Genomic DNA, 16,650 nt, shown 5'->3' on the forward strand with positions numbered 1-16,650 from the left:
CTTGCCCGCGATGAATGCACCGCGGTCTATTTGAAGACCGCGTTATCGTTCATCGCGGGCAAGCCTTGCTCCTACAGGGGCCGCCGCGGGTTTTAGATATTGGCGCGCAGGATGGTGGCTGGTAGTGGCTCGCCGCGCTCGACACTCGCCGCCACGGCACCGATCAAGCCACTCAGTTCATACCCTTGGCCCTTGAGCCAATCCTGATCGTAATAGGTGGTGGCGTAACGCTCACCGCCGTCGCACAGGATCGCCACGATCGACCCCGACTCCCCCGCCGCGACCATCTGTTGGGCCGCCATCAAGGCGCCGATCAGGTTGGTCCCGCTCGACCCGCCCACTCGCCGGCCCAAGCGCTGCGCCAGGTAATGCATGGCTGCCAGGGACAGCGCGTCCGGTACCTTGACCATCGCATCGATCACTTTGGGCAGGAACGACGCTTCCACCCGTGGCCGACCAATCCCTTCTATACGTGAACCGCAGTCCAGGCGCAGGCTGGCGTCGCCGGTCAGGTAATAATCGAAGAACACCGAGCGTTCGGCATCGGCACACAGGACTCGGGTGCAATGCTGGCGATAGCGCACGTAACGGCCCAGGGTTGCAGTGGTACCGCCGGTGCCGGGGCTGGAAATCAGCCAGCTCGGCTCCGGGTGCTGCTCGAAACGCATCTGCTGGAAGATCGATTCGGCGATGTTGTTGTTCGCCCGCCAGTCGGTCGCGCGTTCGGCGTAGGTGAACTGGTCGATGAAGTGGCCATCGTTTTCGCGCGCCAGGCGCTCGGATTCGGCGTAGATCCGGGTCGGATCGTCCACCAAGTGGCTCTTGCCACCGTAAAAAGCGATTTGCGCGATCTTCTCTTTGGAGGTGGTCGCCGGCATCACCGCAATAAACGGCAAACCGAGCAAACGAGCGAAATACGCCTCGGAAATCGCCGTCGAACCGCTGGATGCCTCGATCACCGGCGCGCCGGGCTTGAGCCAGCCGTTACACAGCGCATAGAGGAACAGCGAACGGGCCAGCCGATGTTTGAGGCTGCCGGTGGGATGGCTGGACTCATCCTTAAAGTACAACTCGATGCTCGGCAAACCCGGCAGCGGCAAGGGGATCAGGTGAGTGTCGGCGCTGCGCTGGAAGTCAGCTTCGATGATCCGGATGGCTTCGCGGGCCCACTGTCGGTTGTCGCTCATGGTGATGATCTCGTTGAATCAGGCAAGAGTCGGCCTTGTTTCAAGGCTCAGCCTACAAGCTTAGGAAAATTCCTGTATCACGCACAGATACAGCTGAGGTCCAATACGTCGGGCAACTGCTAGGCTCAGGATCGTGGCCAGCACTTGCGCTGTAACGGCATATAACAAAAAAGAATATAACTTTTGTTTTAACAACTAACGGTACGGGTTAGGGTGTGCCACCTTTTGAATTTATCGATGGAGAGCGACCTTGCCTCTGCGTAGCACTTTCACGCGTTTCTTTCAGTTGGAAGCTGCCAGCGGTCTGTTACTGATCGCCGCTGCAGCCCTGGCTTTAATCATCAACAACTCGTCGCTGTCGTGGCTGTATAACGGCCTGCTGGACACCCCCGTGGTGGCCCAGATCGGCGCGCTGAAAATCGCCAAGCCTTTGCTGCTATGGATCAATGACGGCCTGATGGCGATGTTCTTCCTGCTGATCGGCCTGGAAGTGAAGCGCGAAGTTCTCGACGGCCAACTGTCGAAACCGTCGCAGATCGTTCTGCCCGGCGCCGCGGCGATTGGCGGCATGGTCGTGCCGGCATTGGTCTACTGGTTCCTCAACCGCGACGACCCGGTGGCGTTGGGTGGCTGGGCGATTCCGATGGCGACCGACATTGCCTTCGCCCTTGGCGTACTCGCCCTGCTGGGCAAGCGCGTGCCAGTCTCGCTAAAGTTGTTCCTCATGACCCTGGCGATCATTGACGACCTGGGTGCAATCATCGTCATCGCGATCTTCTATTCCGGCACGCTGTCGACCCTGTCCCTGGCACTGGCCGGCGCCTGTATCGTCGCGCTAATCGCGATGAACCGGCTCGGCGTGGTCAAGCTCGGGCCGTACATGATCATCGGCCTGATCCTGTGGGTCTGCGTGCTCAAGAGCGGGGTCCACGCGACACTGGCCGGCGTAACCCTGGCCTTCTGCATTCCACTGCGTACCAAAAACGCCGAGCCTTCACCGTTGATGACGCTGGAGCACGCCCTGCATCCGTGGGTGGCCTACGGCATTCTGCCGCTGTTCGCCTTCGCCAACGCCGGCCTGTCCCTGAGTGGCGTGACCGTGGAAAGCTTCACCCACCACGTGCCGATGGGTATCGCCGCCGGCCTGCTGCTGGGCAAGACCGTCGGCGTGTTCGGCCTGACCTGGCTGTCAGTGAAAATCGGCATCGCCGCCCTGCCCCAGGGTGCCAATTGGGGCCAGGTGTTGGGTGTGGCGATCCTCTGCGGGATTGGTTTTACCATGAGCCTGTTTGTCGGCTCCCTGGCGTTTGTGCCGGGCGCCAGTGAATACGCCGGGATGGACCGGATGGGGATTCTGACCGGTTCGATATTGGCGGCACTGATCGGTTACGCGGTGACGGCGGCGGCAAGTCGCAAGAGCCCTGCGCTGCCTTCTTGAGCAATAGAGAATAGTCCCAAGGACATTAAAGACTCCTCGATCAGTCATGTTCGTTAACGTCGCTCAGCCCTCACCGAGGGCTGTCGACGAACAAGCAAACAAGGACGATCAGTGGCTCTACCCTCTCACTGGGCATTGGCCGACTGGCACCTCACGCCCCTGCTCTCGCCGCACCGACCGCAGCATTAGCGGGTTTAGTCGCGTTGTTCTGGACACCAGGCCTGGGCAAAAGCGCCCCCACACCATGGCGTTGAGCTGATCCGGACACCGGCCGTCGATGGTTCCGGCATCTTCGGCATTCCGGCGCTGAACAATCCTCCAAAACAAAAAACCCCGACCAGTCACCTGATCGGGGTTTTCTTTTGCCCGTATTCTCGCTTAGTGCGAAACGCGGCTGGTCCCGCCAACAGTGGAAATGCGCACGCGCTCGCCCACACGGAACACTTCGTTTGGCTGAACTTCCTGGACGTAGGCGCGCATGCTGCCGTCGTCTTCACGAACGGTGATTTCCACGCCTTGGGTGCGGGTCAGGCCTTCTTCCGCAGCCGAACCGACCAGACCACCGGCAACGGCACCGATAACCGCTGCAACGATGCTGCCGCGACCACCGCCGATGGCGCTGCCGCCAACACCACCGACCACCGCACCGGCTACACCGCCGATCGGGGTCTTGGTGCCTTCAATTTTGACTGGGCGCAGGGATTCGATGGTACCCATACGAATCGTCTGCACGCGACGCGCTTCGTCACGGGAGTAGGAGTCACCGGTCAGGCTCGATTGGCAGCCGGTGAGCAACATCGCCATCGTGGAAAAGGAAGCAACCAGCAGAACAGACTTACGCATAGCATCAACTCCAAAGGACAGGTATTCATTAAACTCCGCAGCTTGACGCCTGTCACGGCATCGCCCGGATAAAATTGTTTTCATTCAGGCCCGGTACAGGCGCCTCTGAACTGACAACACAGTAGCGTCAAATGACCAAAGCTGCGCCGTTGAACCAAGGATTTTCATGGATTATTTCATCATCGTCGTCACGACTGTGGCCGGTTTGTACTTCCACTGGTGGCTGTACGTGCGGATCAAACGCTGGATGGACCGCGATCTGGCGTTAGCCTTGGCCGGGAAGGACGAGCAGAAAAAAGCCTTCATGCTCCAGCAACTGGCGAACGCTCAAGCACAGAAAATCAAGCGCCGGGACCTGCCGCAGTGGCTTGAAGCCGCTGCAGCAGGCTATCCCTGCCGGTAGACTGATTAGGGTGCCAGACGTTCAAGAATCCAGTCGGCGCCCTGTAAGCGGTAGTTGAGGCGATCGTGCAGGCGGCTCGGACGGCCTTGCCAGAACTCGATGCGCTCGGGTAGCAAACGATAACCACCCCAATGTTCCGGGCAGTCCGGTTGAGTGTCGCTGAAACGCTGCTCGGTAGCCTTGAGCAAGTCTTCCAACTCACCACGACCGGCGATCACGCGGCTCTGGGGCGACGCCCAGGCACCGAGGCGGCTGCCCAGGGGCCGAACCTGATAGTAGGCGTCGGACTCTTGCGGCGTGACCTTCACCACCCGGCCCTCGATGCGCACCTGACGCTCCAGGGTCGGCCAGAAAACGTCATGGCGGCGAACGGGTTCGCCGCCAACTGCTCGCCCTTGGCGCTTTCGTAGTTGGTGAAGAAGGTAAAGCCCTGGGCATCCAGACCCTTGAGCAGCAGAATGCGGCAATGCGGTCGACCGTCCGGATCGACAGTGGCCAGGGTCATTGCATTGGCCTCGACCGGCACCTGCTCGGTTTTCACCGCATCGGCGAACCACTGATGGAACAGCGCGAACGGCTCGGCCGGTGCTTGCGCCTCGGTCAAGCCGTCACGGGTGTAGTCGCGACGCATATCAGCCAGGGCCTGGGTCATGGCGCATTCCTTCTGGTTAACGAATTACTTTTTGCTGGCGTCAGCCACTTTGCCGTCGTCAGACGCGTCTTTGACCGGGGCCGTTTTCTTGGCCGGGGTTGCAGCCTTCTTGACCGGGGCCTTCTTCGCTGGAGCCTTGGCCGCCGCTTTCTTGGCTGGAGCCTTTTTCGTTGCGGGCACGGCGGCTTTCGTCGCGGCAGGTGCTGGTGGCACAGGCGCGGCCATAGGCTTGACGGTCTGAGCAGCGATCATGGTCATCGGCGCCGGCGCTGGCATGTTGTACTTGCTCAGCAACGCCACCATGGTGTTTTGCGGGGTCACCAGCAGTTCCACACGACGGTTCATGGCTCGACCTTCCTGGCTGTCGTTGGCGGCACGCGGTGCGTCACCGCCCATGCCACGCAGCATCAGGCGATCACGCTGCAAACCGCTGAGGCGGAAGATCGACGCGACGGATTGCGCACGCTCCTGGCTCAGTTTCACGTTATCCACGGCGACGCCCGTAGTATCACTGTGACCGAGTACCAGCACGGCGGTTTTCGGATCGACTTCGAGAATCTTCGCCACGCGAGTGAACGGGCCGAGGGTCACCGGTAGCAGCATGCCCGGACGTTTCGGGTTGAACGAGCTGTCAATCGGCGCGATCACGACCAATACGTTTTCACGGCGTTCGAGTTGCAGGTTGCTGTCCTTGATCGCTTCGCGCAGACGTGGTTCGTAGTCATCAAGCCAGGCCTGGGTGACTTTCGGGTCTGGCATCGGCACGGCTTTGGCAGTGCTTTGCTCTTTGCCACCGAACGGCCACCACCACTTGCTACCGGTGTCGGCATCGGCTTTTGCCACAACGGCTGGCTTGGCTTCAGGTTTAACGTCAGGCTTGGCGGCACTGTTATCAGAACCGAACGGCCAGTACCAATGGCTGGCGCTTTCAGTCTTGGCAACCGGCGCAACGGCGGCCGCATTCAGTGGAGCCGGCGCAGCGGCAAGCGTCGCCGCAGGTTTGACGGCTGGCTTGGCGGCTGGCACCGAATCCTTGGCCGCGACTTTGTCGGAAGAACCGAACTGCCACCAGTGGCTGTCGCCAGCAGCGTCATTTTGCGGAGTTTGTGCGCAACCGGTGATGGCGAAGCACAGTGCCAAAGCGAGAGTTTTATTGGATGACATCGGATATCCACAAAATGAAGTAATAAACACAGGCCCACGTTGGGTCGTATAAACAGACGCTTTGAATCGAAAAAGGTAACGAGGTTCCTGTGCAGGAACCTTCAGCAATGCTTTACAGACAAGTGGCAAGTACCCGTACGAGCTTTTGCGCGCGTGGATCCATCAATACGTACGGCCCCAAGGTATTTGTCACAAAGCCGAAAGCCACATCGTGTTCTGGGTCAGCAAAACCGATGGAACCGCCGGCACCGGGTGGCCGAACGCCCGTGGGCCGAGGCCGTAGGTGGCGTTCGGGACATCCGGTTGATCGAGCATGCAACCCAGGCCGAAACGGGTCTGGGTCAGTAAAGTCTTGTCCTCACCGAAGCTGTGTTCGCGGGTCAGCTCATCGAGCATTTCGCTTTCCAGCAGGCTGCCGTCCAGAAGACCGGCGTAGAAACCGGCCAGGCTGCGGGCATTGCCGTGACCATTGGCGGCGGGTTGTTGCATGCGCCGCCACTGCGGTTTGTTGGTGCTGGTCATGATCGACGGCGGGTTGGTGAACGCCCGGGTGGTCATGGCCGTTGGCTCGCGCATGGTCACTTGCAGCAGGCGCTGGGCCGCGGCATCGCCGACATTACCCTTGCCACGGGCAATGTGCGCCACGCGGTGAAACTCTTCGTCAGCCAGGCCGACGTGGAAGTCCAGGCCCAATGGCTTGGCAACCCGCGCCACAATCGACTCCCCCGGCCCACGACCGTCGGCACGATGCAGTAACTCGCCCACCAGCCAGCCGTAAGTGATCGCGGCATAGCCGTGGCCCTGGCCCGGCGTCCACCACGGCGCTTCGGCGGCCAGCGCGTCAACCATGGTTTGCCAGTCATAAAGCGCTTCAGGGGCCAGCAGCTCGCGCAGGGCCGGCAGACCGGCCTGATGGCAGAGCAATTGACGCAACGTCACGGACTCTTTACCGGCGGCGGCAAATTCGGGCCAGTAGCGCGCAACCGGAGCATCGAGTTGCAGCTTGCCTTCGGCCACCAGTTGCAGCGCAGTGACGGCGGTGAAGGTCTTGGTACAGGAGAACAGGTTGGCGATGGTATCGCTGTGCCAGGCTTCGGTGCCGTCCTTGTCGGCGGTACCGGCCCAGAGATCAAGAACGGTTTCACCGCCGACCTGGATGCATAGCGCTGCGCCACGCTCCTGGGGATCGTCGAACAGCGCAACGAAAGCTTCGCGTACCGCTTCGAACTTAAGCTCGTAATGACCCTGAATCTGCACCCGCAACTCCCCGGATTAACGCTCTACAAAGTGATCCGCATTGTTCCAGCCCCGGAGGTTTTTGGGAACAGGGGCGGGCTGGGCGGTTGCCCCGCCCTCCCAACGGTCAAGATCAAAAGATCGCAGCCTGCGGCAACTCCTTCAGTGGAATTGTGTTCGCCCTATAGGAGCTGCCGCAGGCTGCGATCTTGGCTTTATCAGATTTTAATGGCCATTCCCTGAATGCCCGCCCGCATGCCCAGCGCCCTGCCCGGGCCTTTGCCGGCCTCGCCTTTTCGGCCGCCCTCTGTTGCGGCGTGGCTGGCTTTATCCGCTTGTGCCTTGGCCTTCTCGGCCTCTTTGCCCAGTTGGTCGACCGCCAGCAAGTTGCTTTTGCGCACGCTGTCGACAAAGCCCTGGAACGGCAGATCGGTAATGCCCACCAGACCAAAGTGCCCGTTTTCGCCATCCAGCAGACGTCCGGTCACCGGTTGATCGAGGTACTGGAACCAGTCCACGCCGACAATCGACGGTTCACTCATCGCCTGTTTGAGGAAGTTGGCGTAAGCCGGGCCACGATCTTCTTCCTTCATCAGTTGCGTCACACCCCCCCAGAACGGGCCGCGATCCGCCGAGCCAAAGTTGAACTCGGTGATCAGCACCGGTTTGTCGAGGCTGCGCAGCTTGGCGAAGTCGTAACCGTCCTGCGGTTGCAGGGTGTACATGTTGAAACTCAGCACATCGCAATACTGCGCGCAGGACTCGACCGCCTCCGGGGTGCTGATGGCGAAACGGCCGCCCAGCAACAGCTGGTTCGGTGCGTGCCACTTGAGCGAATCGGAAATGGTCTTGAAGTAGGTGTCCGCAAAGACCTTCTGGAAGTATTTGAAGTCAGCTTCGATTTCCGGGTGATCGGCGCTTGGCAGCGGCGCTTCGAAGCCCGGGTCTTCCATCAATTCCCAGGCCGGCAGGTCAATGCCCCAGGCTTTCGACAGACCCGCCTGATTGCGGTACTTGTCGCGCAATTGCTTGAGAAACGCACGTTTGGCCGGCACGTCGGTGGTCATTTTCAAGGTGCCGTAGGCCAGGGCGTAACGGGATTTCGGGTCGTCGCCGGGACCGGCCCAGGCCAGTTCGTTGTCGGCGAAGTAACCGATCAGCCACGGGTCGTCACGGTGATCCCGGGCCGCGATGGCCACGGCACGCTCGGTGGCCATGGCGAAACGCGGGTCGAACGGGTCGGGCATGCCGCCCCACCAGTCGGTGCCGGTGCTGATGCTGGCGTAATCGCCAACGATCGACAGCGGCAAGGTGTATGGCACGCGGTCAGCGTTGCCCAGCGCCGGGGCGCTCCAGTTGCCGATAGTGTTGAAGCCCCAGGCTTGCAGGCGATCCAGGGTATGGCTGGCCCAGCGTTTTTCGTCGAATGCTTCAGGCTTGCATGGCGCTAGCGCTGGTTTCTCGGCGGTTTGTGCATCGGCTTTGGCCGCTTGCGCAACGCCGGCCTTGGTTTCACTGGTCGCCACACACGGCTGCCCATAGAGGCGTTGCAGGTTGGCGCCGTAAAAGTCGTACCAACGACCGGCGTTGTAGGCACGGCCCTGATCGGCGCCGTTGCCGCCACGGTTGTCGCCTTCGCCATATTGGCGGGCCAGCGGCTCGTCGGGTTTTGGCAGGTTTTCAAACATCCACTCGCGACCGGCGATGTAGGTTTGATCGACGTCCGGGGCAACGGTGTTCACGCCCAGGGAATAGAACGGGTGCCCTTCAGGCGTTACCAGATACCAGCGACCATCGCGTTTCTCGGTTCGGAAAAAGCCGCTGGCCTTGAACGCCGGGCCTTTGCTCCAGCCACCGTATTGGTCCAGGGACGATTTCTCGCGCTCGGCCAGCCAGGTTTTCAGTTGTTGATGTTCTTTTGCCGCAGCGGACTTCAGTTGCTCGTCGTTGCTGACTTTCTCTGGCCATTTGGCCCGGGTCGATTGACCGTAAGCGTCGACCAAGCCGCCATAAGCGGCTTTGGTCACGTCTGCTCCGTCCTGCACACCGAAGCGTTCCAGCAAGATGCTCTGGGCGACTTTTGGCTGATCCATCGACAAGGTCACCGACACGATCTGGCTGCGATCCAGCTCACCGGCACTGCTGGCCAGCAGCACGCGCTGACCGTCGAAAGTCATCGGCATTGGCGGGCCGGCCTTCATGCCCTGGCTCAACGGTGAACTGGCGACCAACGGCACCAGCAGGGTTTGCGCCGGGCCGGCCGGCAGATCGACGCGACTGACCAAGGTCTTGCCGTCGTTGCTCTGGATCTTCACGTAGAGGGTCACGGCCCAGTTCATCGCGCTCTGGATCCGCAGGCTCATGACGCCCGACTGTGACCAGTCCCAGGCGCCGGTTTGCGGGGTAAGGCGCAAGGTTGGCTGGGCCGCCGGGTTGAAGGTCACCCGGCGCAGCACTTCGCCTTCAGCCGTTTGTTCGGCGTTGGATTGCGGCAGGCTGGCGTCCTGGGTCGCCACCGAAACCACATCAGCGGGGCGCACAAAGTTGAACAGCGTTTGCTGGCCTGCGGGAGCAGCCAGCAAGGGCGTTGCGAACAACAGGGCAAATACAGCGGGCAACGAACGGCGAATCATGAGAACGAAATTCTCCCTAACGACCTCAATGGGCCAGTGGAAAAGCGATGGCGCAGAAATAGACAACAGGTTGGGCAAAACTGCCCACCCGTGTATCAGGAAATTTCACGTCGGAAGGGTGGTAACGCATTGAGGATCGCTTTGCCATAGCGTTGGGTGACCAGACGCCGATCCAGCAAAGTGATGGTGCCGCGGTCTTCTTCGGTACGCAGCAAGCGACCGCAAGCCTGGACCAGTTTCAGCGAGGCATCCGGCACGGAGATTTCCATGAATGGATTGCCACCCGGGCTTCGATCCATTCGGCCAGTGCGGCTTCCACCGGATCGTCGGGCACCGAGAATGGAATCTTGGCGATCACCACGTGCTCGCAATACGCACCCGGCAAGTCAACGCCTTCGGCAAAACTCGCCAGGCCGAACAACACGCTGGAATCCCCGCCATCGACCCGCGCCTTGTGCTTGTTCAGGGTTTCCTGTTTCGACAGGTTGCCTTGAATGAACACTTGCTTGCGCCAGTCGCGGTCGAGGCCATCGAACACGTCCTGCATCTGTTTGCGCGACGAGAACAGCACCAGGGTGCCGCGCGAACCTTCGACCAGCGCCGGCAAATCACGAATGATTGCGGCGGTGTGGGCCGGCGCGTCACGCGGATCGGCTTTGAGATCCGGCACCCGCAGCACACCGGCATCGGCGTGATGGAACGGGCTCGGGACCACGGCCGTCACGGCTTTTTTGGCAGGCCGGCGCGCATGCGGAAGCGGTCGAACGTGCCGAGTGCGGTCAGTGTCGCCGAGGTTACCAGCGCACCGTAGGCCACGTTCCACAGATTGCGACGGAGCATTTCTGCCGCGAGGATCGGGCTGGCGTTGACCTCGATGTCGAACAGCGAACCGCTTTCGGCCAGCGTCAGCCAACGGGCCATCGGCGGATTGTCTTCCGGGTCTTCGGCGGTGAACGCGGTCCACAACTCCCAGTTGCCCGAAGAGCGGGACAACAAGCTGCCGAACAACGGATACCACTCTTCGGCCTGGTTGCTGGCGATGCCGATGTTGACCTCGCCATCCATGCCTTCCTTGAGCAGTTCGGTGAGGCGGGTGAACAGATCAGTCAGGCGGGCAAAGGCTTTCTTCAGCTCCACGCCCATCTCGCGCATGTGTTCGGGGATCACCCCTGCGACGAAGCGGTGACGCGGCCGCTCACGGCCTTCGACGTCTTCGCCGGGTTTGAAATCGGCGACCTGTTCGCACGCGGTGAACATGAACTGCTGCTGAGTCTTGATCTCCCGCGCCAACTCCGGCACTTGTTCGATCAACTTGCCCAGGTCGCCCGGCAACGGGTGCTGGGCGAGCAATTTAGTGAGGTTCTTGGCGGTGGCTTCCAGCCAGTCGGCCGTGGAACGCAGGCGCGTGTAGTGAGCGAAGTGACCGATGGCCTTGTCCGGCAGGTGGTGGCCTTCGTCGAACACGTAGATAGTGTCGCGCGGGTCCGGCAGCACGGCACCGCCACCCAGGGCCAGGTCGGCCAGAACCATGTCATGGTTGGTGACGATCACGTCTACCTTGCCCATGCCTTCGCGGGCCTTGTAGAAGGCGCACTGGCCGAAGTTCGGGCAATGACGGTTGGTGCACTGGCTGTGATCGGTGGTCAGGCGCGCCCAGTCGGCATCTTCCAGGGCGGTGGACCAACTGTCGCGGTCTCCGTCCCATTTATTGCCGGCGAGCTTCTCGATCATGCTGGTGAAGAGCTTCTGGCTGGCCTCATCGACCTCGATCTTGAAGCCTTCTTCTTCGAACATCTGCGCGGTGGCGGTTTGTGCGTGACCTTCTTGCAACAACATGTCGAGCTTGGACAGGCACATGTAGCGCCCACGGCCCTTGGCCAGGGCGAAGCTGAAGTTCAGCCCGCTGTTGCGCATCAGGTCGGGCAAATCCTTGTAGACGATCTGCTCTTGCAGGGCCACGGTGGCCGTGGCGATCACCAGGCGTTTGCCCGCGGCTTTGGCCGTCGGGATCGCCGCCAGGCTGTAGGCCACGGTTTTACCGGTACCGGTGCCGGCTTCCACCGCGACAATCGCGGGGTCGCCACTGCGCCGGCCTTCGTCGTCGGTGTCGATGTCACCGAGGACTTTGGCAATTTCGGCGATCATCAGGCGTTGGCCGTAGCGCGGTTTGAGGCTCTTGGCTTCAAGAAAACGCGAGTAGGCGCCCTGGATCGTGGTTTTGAGTTCGGTGCTGATCATGGATAGTCGGGCGCAAAAAACGCTGGATAAATTTTCAGTGGTTGAGGGGGCGTTCTCAATTAGTTTCCACGCCGCGTTGTCGCCTTAAAGCGGGCCAGGCAAGGCGCAGGCCGCTGGGAATGGTTGTTCCCTTTCCAAGGCCTGCAACGCAGGCTGGCCCGCTTTAAGGCACAACCCGAAGGGCCGGGCCTGCTGTTGTGCAGGGCTGCGTTGCTCGAAGCTTATTTGGAATGACCAAACCACGCTTCTCGCGCCTTGCCCTGCACAACAGCAGACCCGGCGCGGCGCGGAAACTAATTGAGAACGCCCCCTAAATCGGCGGCTATCATACCGCGCTAATTAATCCCGCGCAGAACGGAGTACCTCAATGACCGCTTTTAGCCTCGTTTATACCCTGCATGTCCTGTCCGCCCTGGTGTGGGTGGGCGGCATGTTTTTCGCCTGGATGGTCCTGCGCCCGGCGGCGATGAAGGCCCTGGACGGCCCCGGCCGATTGAAGTTGTGGGTAGAAGTATTTCAAGGTTTTTTCCGCTGGGTCTGGGTGGCGGTGGTGCTTTTGCCGATCAGCGGTGTGGGCATGATTCATCTGCAATTCGCAGGCTTTGAAGCGGCGCCGCGCTATGTGCAGGTGATGATGGGGCTGTATGTGGTGATGACCGCGCTGTTTATCCGGATTCAGGCGTTGTTGCTGCCGGAGTTGCGCACGGCGGTGACGGCGCAGGATTGGCCGGCTGGGGCGGCGACGCTTGGGAAGATTCGGCGGTTGGTGGGGATTAATCTGATTGTCGGGTTGGTGTTGGTGGCGATTGCTGCGGCTCGGCCCATGTTTTAAAAGCATCGCGGGCAAGTCGGGTCGCCGCATCGCTCGCTCCTACAGGATTGATGTTGTTCGCGAATATCGCAGACGACTCAAAATCTGTAGGAGCATGGCTTGCCCGCGATGGCGGCTCACCAGACAACATAAATCTCAGAAACGGCTTACAACCGCTGAAGCGTCACCGCCCCTGCTGCACCGACCGGCCCTGGCTGACCATCAACCCCTGCACGGCCACTCTTGCCGCCATCCGTTGTGTAGACCAGGCAACCCTTGGCCTTGCCACCCGCGCCCGGTTTGCCACCAGGCCCGGCCAAGCCACCAGCACCGCCAGCGACCTGAACCTTGATTCGCTCTGCCGGAAATTCGCGAGGCACTTGCAGGCGCACCAGTGCACCGGCCGCCCCTGGCTGTCCGTCGCTGCCATTGCTGCCGTCGAACCCGTGCCCGGCCTGCCCCCAGGTGCAGCCCGGCTCTTCACCGTTGCCGCCATCCAGACCAACAAAACCCGGCGCACCTGCACCACCGCGCGCATCCACCGTTAATACCGGTGCGTTCAGCGACTTGATCAGCAAGTTCAGGTTTCGCCCGGAGCGGGCAGCCTTGAGGTAGGTCCCCGGCGCACCACGCGAGGTGATCAGGCTGCCTTCAGACAAATCGGCACGGCTGACTTTCAGTTCCAGCGCCTGTTCACCCGGCACGATGGCAATGCGCGCTTCTCGCCCGAGGCGCAATTCGCCGACCGTCACTTCGGTCACGTTCGAGGGGATCAGCAACGTGCCGTAATCAGCCACTTCCAGCCGTTCCAGCTGCAGCGTACTGGTCGTGTTGGGCAGGCGCATCAGCGAGTTGGTTTCGACACTTACCACTTGGGCGCAGGCCAATGGGCTGATGAGTGCGGCGAGCAAACAGAGTTTACGCATGGGATGCCCCTGGGACGGCCGGGGCCGGAATGGTTTGCAGGTGGAAAATGCCGACGAAGAGGATTTGCAGCCGATCACGCCAAGGGTGGGCGCGACCTTTGAGGCTGCCGTTGAACAGCAACAACTCAAGCAGGTGAGTGAGCAGCAACAGGCTGCCGGCCAGATTGACCAACAGGTGCAGCGGTTTGATAAACGGAATCAGAACATTGACCAGCACCACCAGCCAAAACAGACAGGTGAGCGCCTTCCCCAGCCCCCAAAACACCTTCATACAGCCCCCTTGCAGCATTATTCTTTGGGCGCACAGTAACGGCTTCCACGCGAGATAAGCCAGAGGGCGACACAAAAATCTTCTGCACGCCGCCGAATGACCGCCGACTCGACGAGAAATGTCGTCCGGCAGCTCTAAAACGAGGTTCTACGCCAAGTATCAGCGATTGATATGCAATTCCACCCGACGGTTTTGTGCCCGCCCTATTTCCGTCTCGTTGTCGGCCACCGGCTGACTTTCGTCCTTGCCCTCGCTGGTGAGTTTGTTCGGTGCCAGGCCCTGACTCAACAAGTAGCCCGCCACACTGCTGGCGCGACGTTCCGACAAGGCCTGGTTGTAAGCATCCGAGCCTTTGCTGTCGGTATGGCCCACTACCTTGATGCTGACCACGTCGGCATTCTGCAATTTGGGCATCAGCGTATCCAACTGACTGCGTGCGGCCGGCGTCAGGTCGGACTTGTTGAACGCGAACAATACGTTGCCGGCATCGCTCAGGGTGATCACTTCGGAGGTCGATGCCGGTTCGGCGGGTTTCACACTGGCCGGGTATTGCGGTAGCGGGCAGCCACGGTGATCGACCGGCGTATTGGGCAGTGTACCGGGGCATTGATCGCGACGGTCGAACACCCCATCGCCATCTTCATCGCCATCCTGGGCGTAACAGATCAAACCACCCGTCAAGATACCGAGCGCCGCTCCACCAGCTGCCCAACCGCCACTTTCAATAGCGCCCAGGCCACCACCGACCAGGCCGCCGATAACACTGCAGTCGGCCAGGTACGTTGATTCAGAGGGGCAGTGCCATCGCTGTGAGTAGCGCAACCGGTCAAGAGGCTGCAAAAAGCAGCAGAACCGGTAGGACAGTCCTTGAGAGAACGCTCATCGTGAATGCTCCTGTGTTACCGGTCCATACCGGTTACACAGGAGTAAAGACCCGCATCCGCGACTGTACAAGCCGCGGCGCGGAAGGGGATTAACGCTCGATTTTGATTTCGGTACGACGGTTCAATGCGCGGCCATCCGCAGTTTTGTTATCGGCCACTGGCTGGCTTTCGCCTTTACCGGTGACAGACACGAAGCTGCTGCGAGGTACGCCATCGTGGATCAGGTATTCCACCACCGAATGTGCGCGTTTATCCGACAGTTTCTGGTTGTAGGCATCGCTGCCCACGCTGTCGGTATGGCCAGTCACGGTCAGGCGTGCAGTGGAGGATTCCTGTTTCAGGCGAGTAGCGACTTTATCGAGGACCAGTTTGTCAGAAGGTGTGAGCGTGGCTTTGTCGAACTGGAAGTGAACATCGCGGATGACGATGGTTTCTTCCTTGACCACCACGACTTCCTCAACCACTGGCGCAGGCGGTGCGGCGACAGGACAACCATCAGCATCGACCGGTACGCCTTTGGGTGTGCCGGGCACTTCTCTGGCACTGCACCGTGCACCCAGCAATAGGCGGCTGCCGTGCCGCCGACCAGCAGCGCACCATACCCCGCCCACGCCGAACTTTCGGTCGCGCCGAGACCGGCACCGACGACACCGCCGACCGCCGCACAGGTCGGCCAGTCGGTTTTCTGCAAACCTGCGCAACCAGTCAACACACTGGTTAGCAGAACCAAGGGTAATGCTGTCCGAACTATGCTCATCTAGTTTTCTCCTGAGGGATCGGCTTGGAACCGATTCAGGTAGTAAAGACCGGAGTTTTAATCTCCGCCAGCAATAGGCCATTGCTGTTTTTCCCCGTGTTCACGGCAGATCAGCACTTTTGGCACACCATGGCTCTAGGCCCGAACGTTGGGGCAGGCTAGTCTTGGCAGCTCTGATTGAGGATCTTCGATGATTGCAGGTATTTCTTCGCGCACGCCCCAGCAAGCGCTGGCCGCTTTGCTTGACCGCTATGCCCCCGCGCGCCTGTTACTGATTGGCGCCAGCCAATTCCCGGCACTTGAGGCGTTCAAACTCGCGCACCCGGACAGTTGTGTCGCTCACGCCGCACCCGGCGCCTTACCTGCGGAACTGGCGGCGCAACGCTTTGATCTGGCGCTGGTGGTCGATTGCCTGGAGCACCTGCCCAAACGCGACGGCCTGAACCTGCTGGGCGGGATCCGCAACCTCAACGCCAGCCGTATCGCCGTGCTGGCGGACTTACCGGCCAGTGGCTGGAAGGAAACAGACTTTTTTCCCTGGCCCTGCAAGCCAGCGAACGCTTCCAGCGCGACGATCAGGTGTTGACGTTGTTCACCTATGATTTGCTTGACTATAAACAGGTACCCGACTGGCTCAACTCACGGTTCTGGGCCAATCCGGAAAACTTCGGGAAATACTGGTGGTAACGCAATGAGTACATCCATTTGCCCATGCGGCAGCGGCACCCTGCTCGATGCCTGCTGCGGTCATTACCATGCCGGTCATCCGGCCCCCTGCGCCGAAGCCTTGATGCGCTCGCGCTACAGCGCCTATGTGTTGGGGCTGATCGACTATCTGGTGGCGACTACCCTGCCCGCCCAACAGGCCGGGCTGGATCGTCAGTCCATCGGTGACTGGAGCGCGCAAAGTACCTGGCTGGGCCTTGAGGTGGAAAGCTCCGAGGTGTTCGGCGGCCAACCGGAACACGCCTTCGTCACCTTCACGGCGCGCTGGCACGACAGCACCGGTGAACATAGCCATCGCGAGCGTTCTTCGTTTGTGCAGAACACCGGGCACTGGTACTTCATCGACCCGACCGTGCAGCTCAAGGCTGGCCGAAATGACGCCTGCCCCTGTGCAAGCGGACAGAAATTCAAGAAGTGTTGTGCGGGGTATTTCGGGGGTTGAGGTCATGAGCCCCTGTAGCCGCTCGCGAAGCCTGCGTTC

The 16,650-nt window shown here is 60.7% G+C and carries 9 protein-coding genes and 7 pseudogenes; 5 read left to right on the top strand and 11 right to left on the bottom strand.

Annotated elements, in window-relative coordinates:
* Positions 1–92 precede the first annotated feature (92 nt).
* Positions 93–1,187, bottom strand: coding sequence for a PLP-dependent cysteine synthase family protein (locus JFV26_RS21885; protein ID WP_201195391.1), 1,095 nt, complete (start codon positions 1,185–1,187; stop codon positions 93–95).
* A 250-nt stretch (positions 1,188–1,437) separates the two neighbouring features.
* Here JFV26_RS21885 and nhaA point away from each other — a divergent pair, with 250 nt between their 5' ends.
* On the top strand, positions 1,438–2,625 hold the full coding sequence (gene nhaA / locus JFV26_RS21890) for a Na+/H+ antiporter NhaA (protein ID WP_201195393.1): 1,188 nt from the start codon (positions 1,438–1,440) through the stop codon (positions 2,623–2,625).
* Between the two features lie 378 nt (positions 2,626–3,003).
* Here nhaA and JFV26_RS21895 read toward each other — a convergent pair whose 3' ends face one another.
* Positions 3,004–3,468 carry a glycine zipper 2TM domain-containing protein gene (locus JFV26_RS21895; protein WP_201195394.1) on the bottom strand — a complete coding sequence of 155 codons (465 nt, stop codon included), beginning with the start codon at positions 3,466–3,468 and terminating at the stop codon, positions 3,004–3,006.
* 166 nt (positions 3,469–3,634) lie between these two features.
* Between JFV26_RS21895 and JFV26_RS21900 the strand changes: the two genes are divergently transcribed.
* A complete protein-coding gene (locus tag JFV26_RS21900; protein WP_201195395.1) occupies positions 3,635–3,871 on the top strand; it encodes a hypothetical protein in 237 nt (78 codons plus the stop codon).
* 5 nt (positions 3,872–3,876) lie between these two features.
* Here the strand turns inward: JFV26_RS21900 and pdxH are convergent.
* From pdxH to dinG, 5 genes and pseudogenes are all read right to left on the bottom strand, one after another.
* Positions 3,877–4,523, bottom strand: a pseudogene (gene pdxH / locus JFV26_RS21905) (pyridoxamine 5'-phosphate oxidase).
* A 24-nt stretch (positions 4,524–4,547) separates the two neighbouring features.
* Positions 4,548–5,687 carry an OmpA family protein gene (locus tag JFV26_RS21910; RefSeq protein WP_201195396.1) on the bottom strand — a complete coding sequence of 380 codons (1,140 nt, stop codon included), beginning with the start codon at positions 5,685–5,687 and terminating at the stop codon, positions 4,548–4,550.
* A 112-nt stretch (positions 5,688–5,799) separates the two neighbouring features.
* Positions 5,800–6,944, bottom strand: a pseudogene (locus tag JFV26_RS21915) (serine hydrolase domain-containing protein).
* A 204-nt stretch (positions 6,945–7,148) separates the two neighbouring features.
* Positions 7,149–9,556, bottom strand: a pseudogene (locus tag JFV26_RS21920) (beta-agarase).
* A 95-nt stretch (positions 9,557–9,651) separates the two neighbouring features.
* Positions 9,652–11,794, bottom strand: a pseudogene (gene dinG / locus JFV26_RS21925) (ATP-dependent DNA helicase DinG).
* A 367-nt stretch (positions 11,795–12,161) separates the two neighbouring features.
* On the opposite strand from dinG, the gene JFV26_RS21930 reads away from it, so the two are divergent.
* Positions 12,162–12,626, top strand: coding sequence for a CopD family protein (locus tag JFV26_RS21930; RefSeq protein WP_201195397.1), 465 nt, complete (start codon positions 12,162–12,164; stop codon positions 12,624–12,626).
* A gap of 146 nt (positions 12,627–12,772) precedes the next feature.
* Here the strand turns inward: JFV26_RS21930 and JFV26_RS21935 are convergent, their stop codons facing one another.
* The 4 genes and pseudogenes from JFV26_RS21935 to JFV26_RS21950 form a co-directional block, all read right to left on the bottom strand.
* Positions 12,773–13,531 (bottom strand): collagen-like protein, encoded by a 759-nt coding sequence (locus JFV26_RS21935; protein WP_201195398.1) that lies wholly within the window; start codon positions 13,529–13,531, stop codon positions 12,773–12,775.
* Complete coding sequence (locus tag JFV26_RS21940; protein ID WP_201195399.1) at positions 13,524–13,802, bottom strand: DUF1145 domain-containing protein; 279 nt, start codon at positions 13,800–13,802, stop codon at positions 13,524–13,526. The genes JFV26_RS21935 and JFV26_RS21940 overlap by 8 nt, the downstream gene beginning before the upstream one ends.
* Before the next feature lie 159 nt (positions 13,803–13,961).
* Positions 13,962–14,685 (bottom strand): annotated as a pseudogene (locus tag JFV26_RS21945) (OmpA family protein).
* A gap of 90 nt (positions 14,686–14,775) precedes the next feature.
* Positions 14,776–15,443 (bottom strand): annotated as a pseudogene (locus JFV26_RS21950) (OmpA family protein).
* 274 nt (positions 15,444–15,717) lie between these two features.
* On the opposite strand from JFV26_RS21950, the pseudogene JFV26_RS21955 reads away from it, so the two are divergent.
* Positions 15,718–16,130 (top strand): annotated as a pseudogene (locus JFV26_RS21955) (DUF6231 family protein).
* Positions 16,131–16,134: 4 nt separating this feature from the next.
* Positions 16,135–16,611, top strand: a complete 477-nt coding sequence (locus JFV26_RS21960) for a YchJ family protein (protein ID WP_201195400.1) — start codon at positions 16,135–16,137, stop codon at positions 16,609–16,611.
* Positions 16,612–16,650 lie beyond the last annotated feature (39 nt).

The organism is Pseudomonas sp. TH31, assembly GCF_016650815.1.
GTDB lineage: Bacteria > Pseudomonadota > Gammaproteobacteria > Pseudomonadales > Pseudomonadaceae > Aquipseudomonas.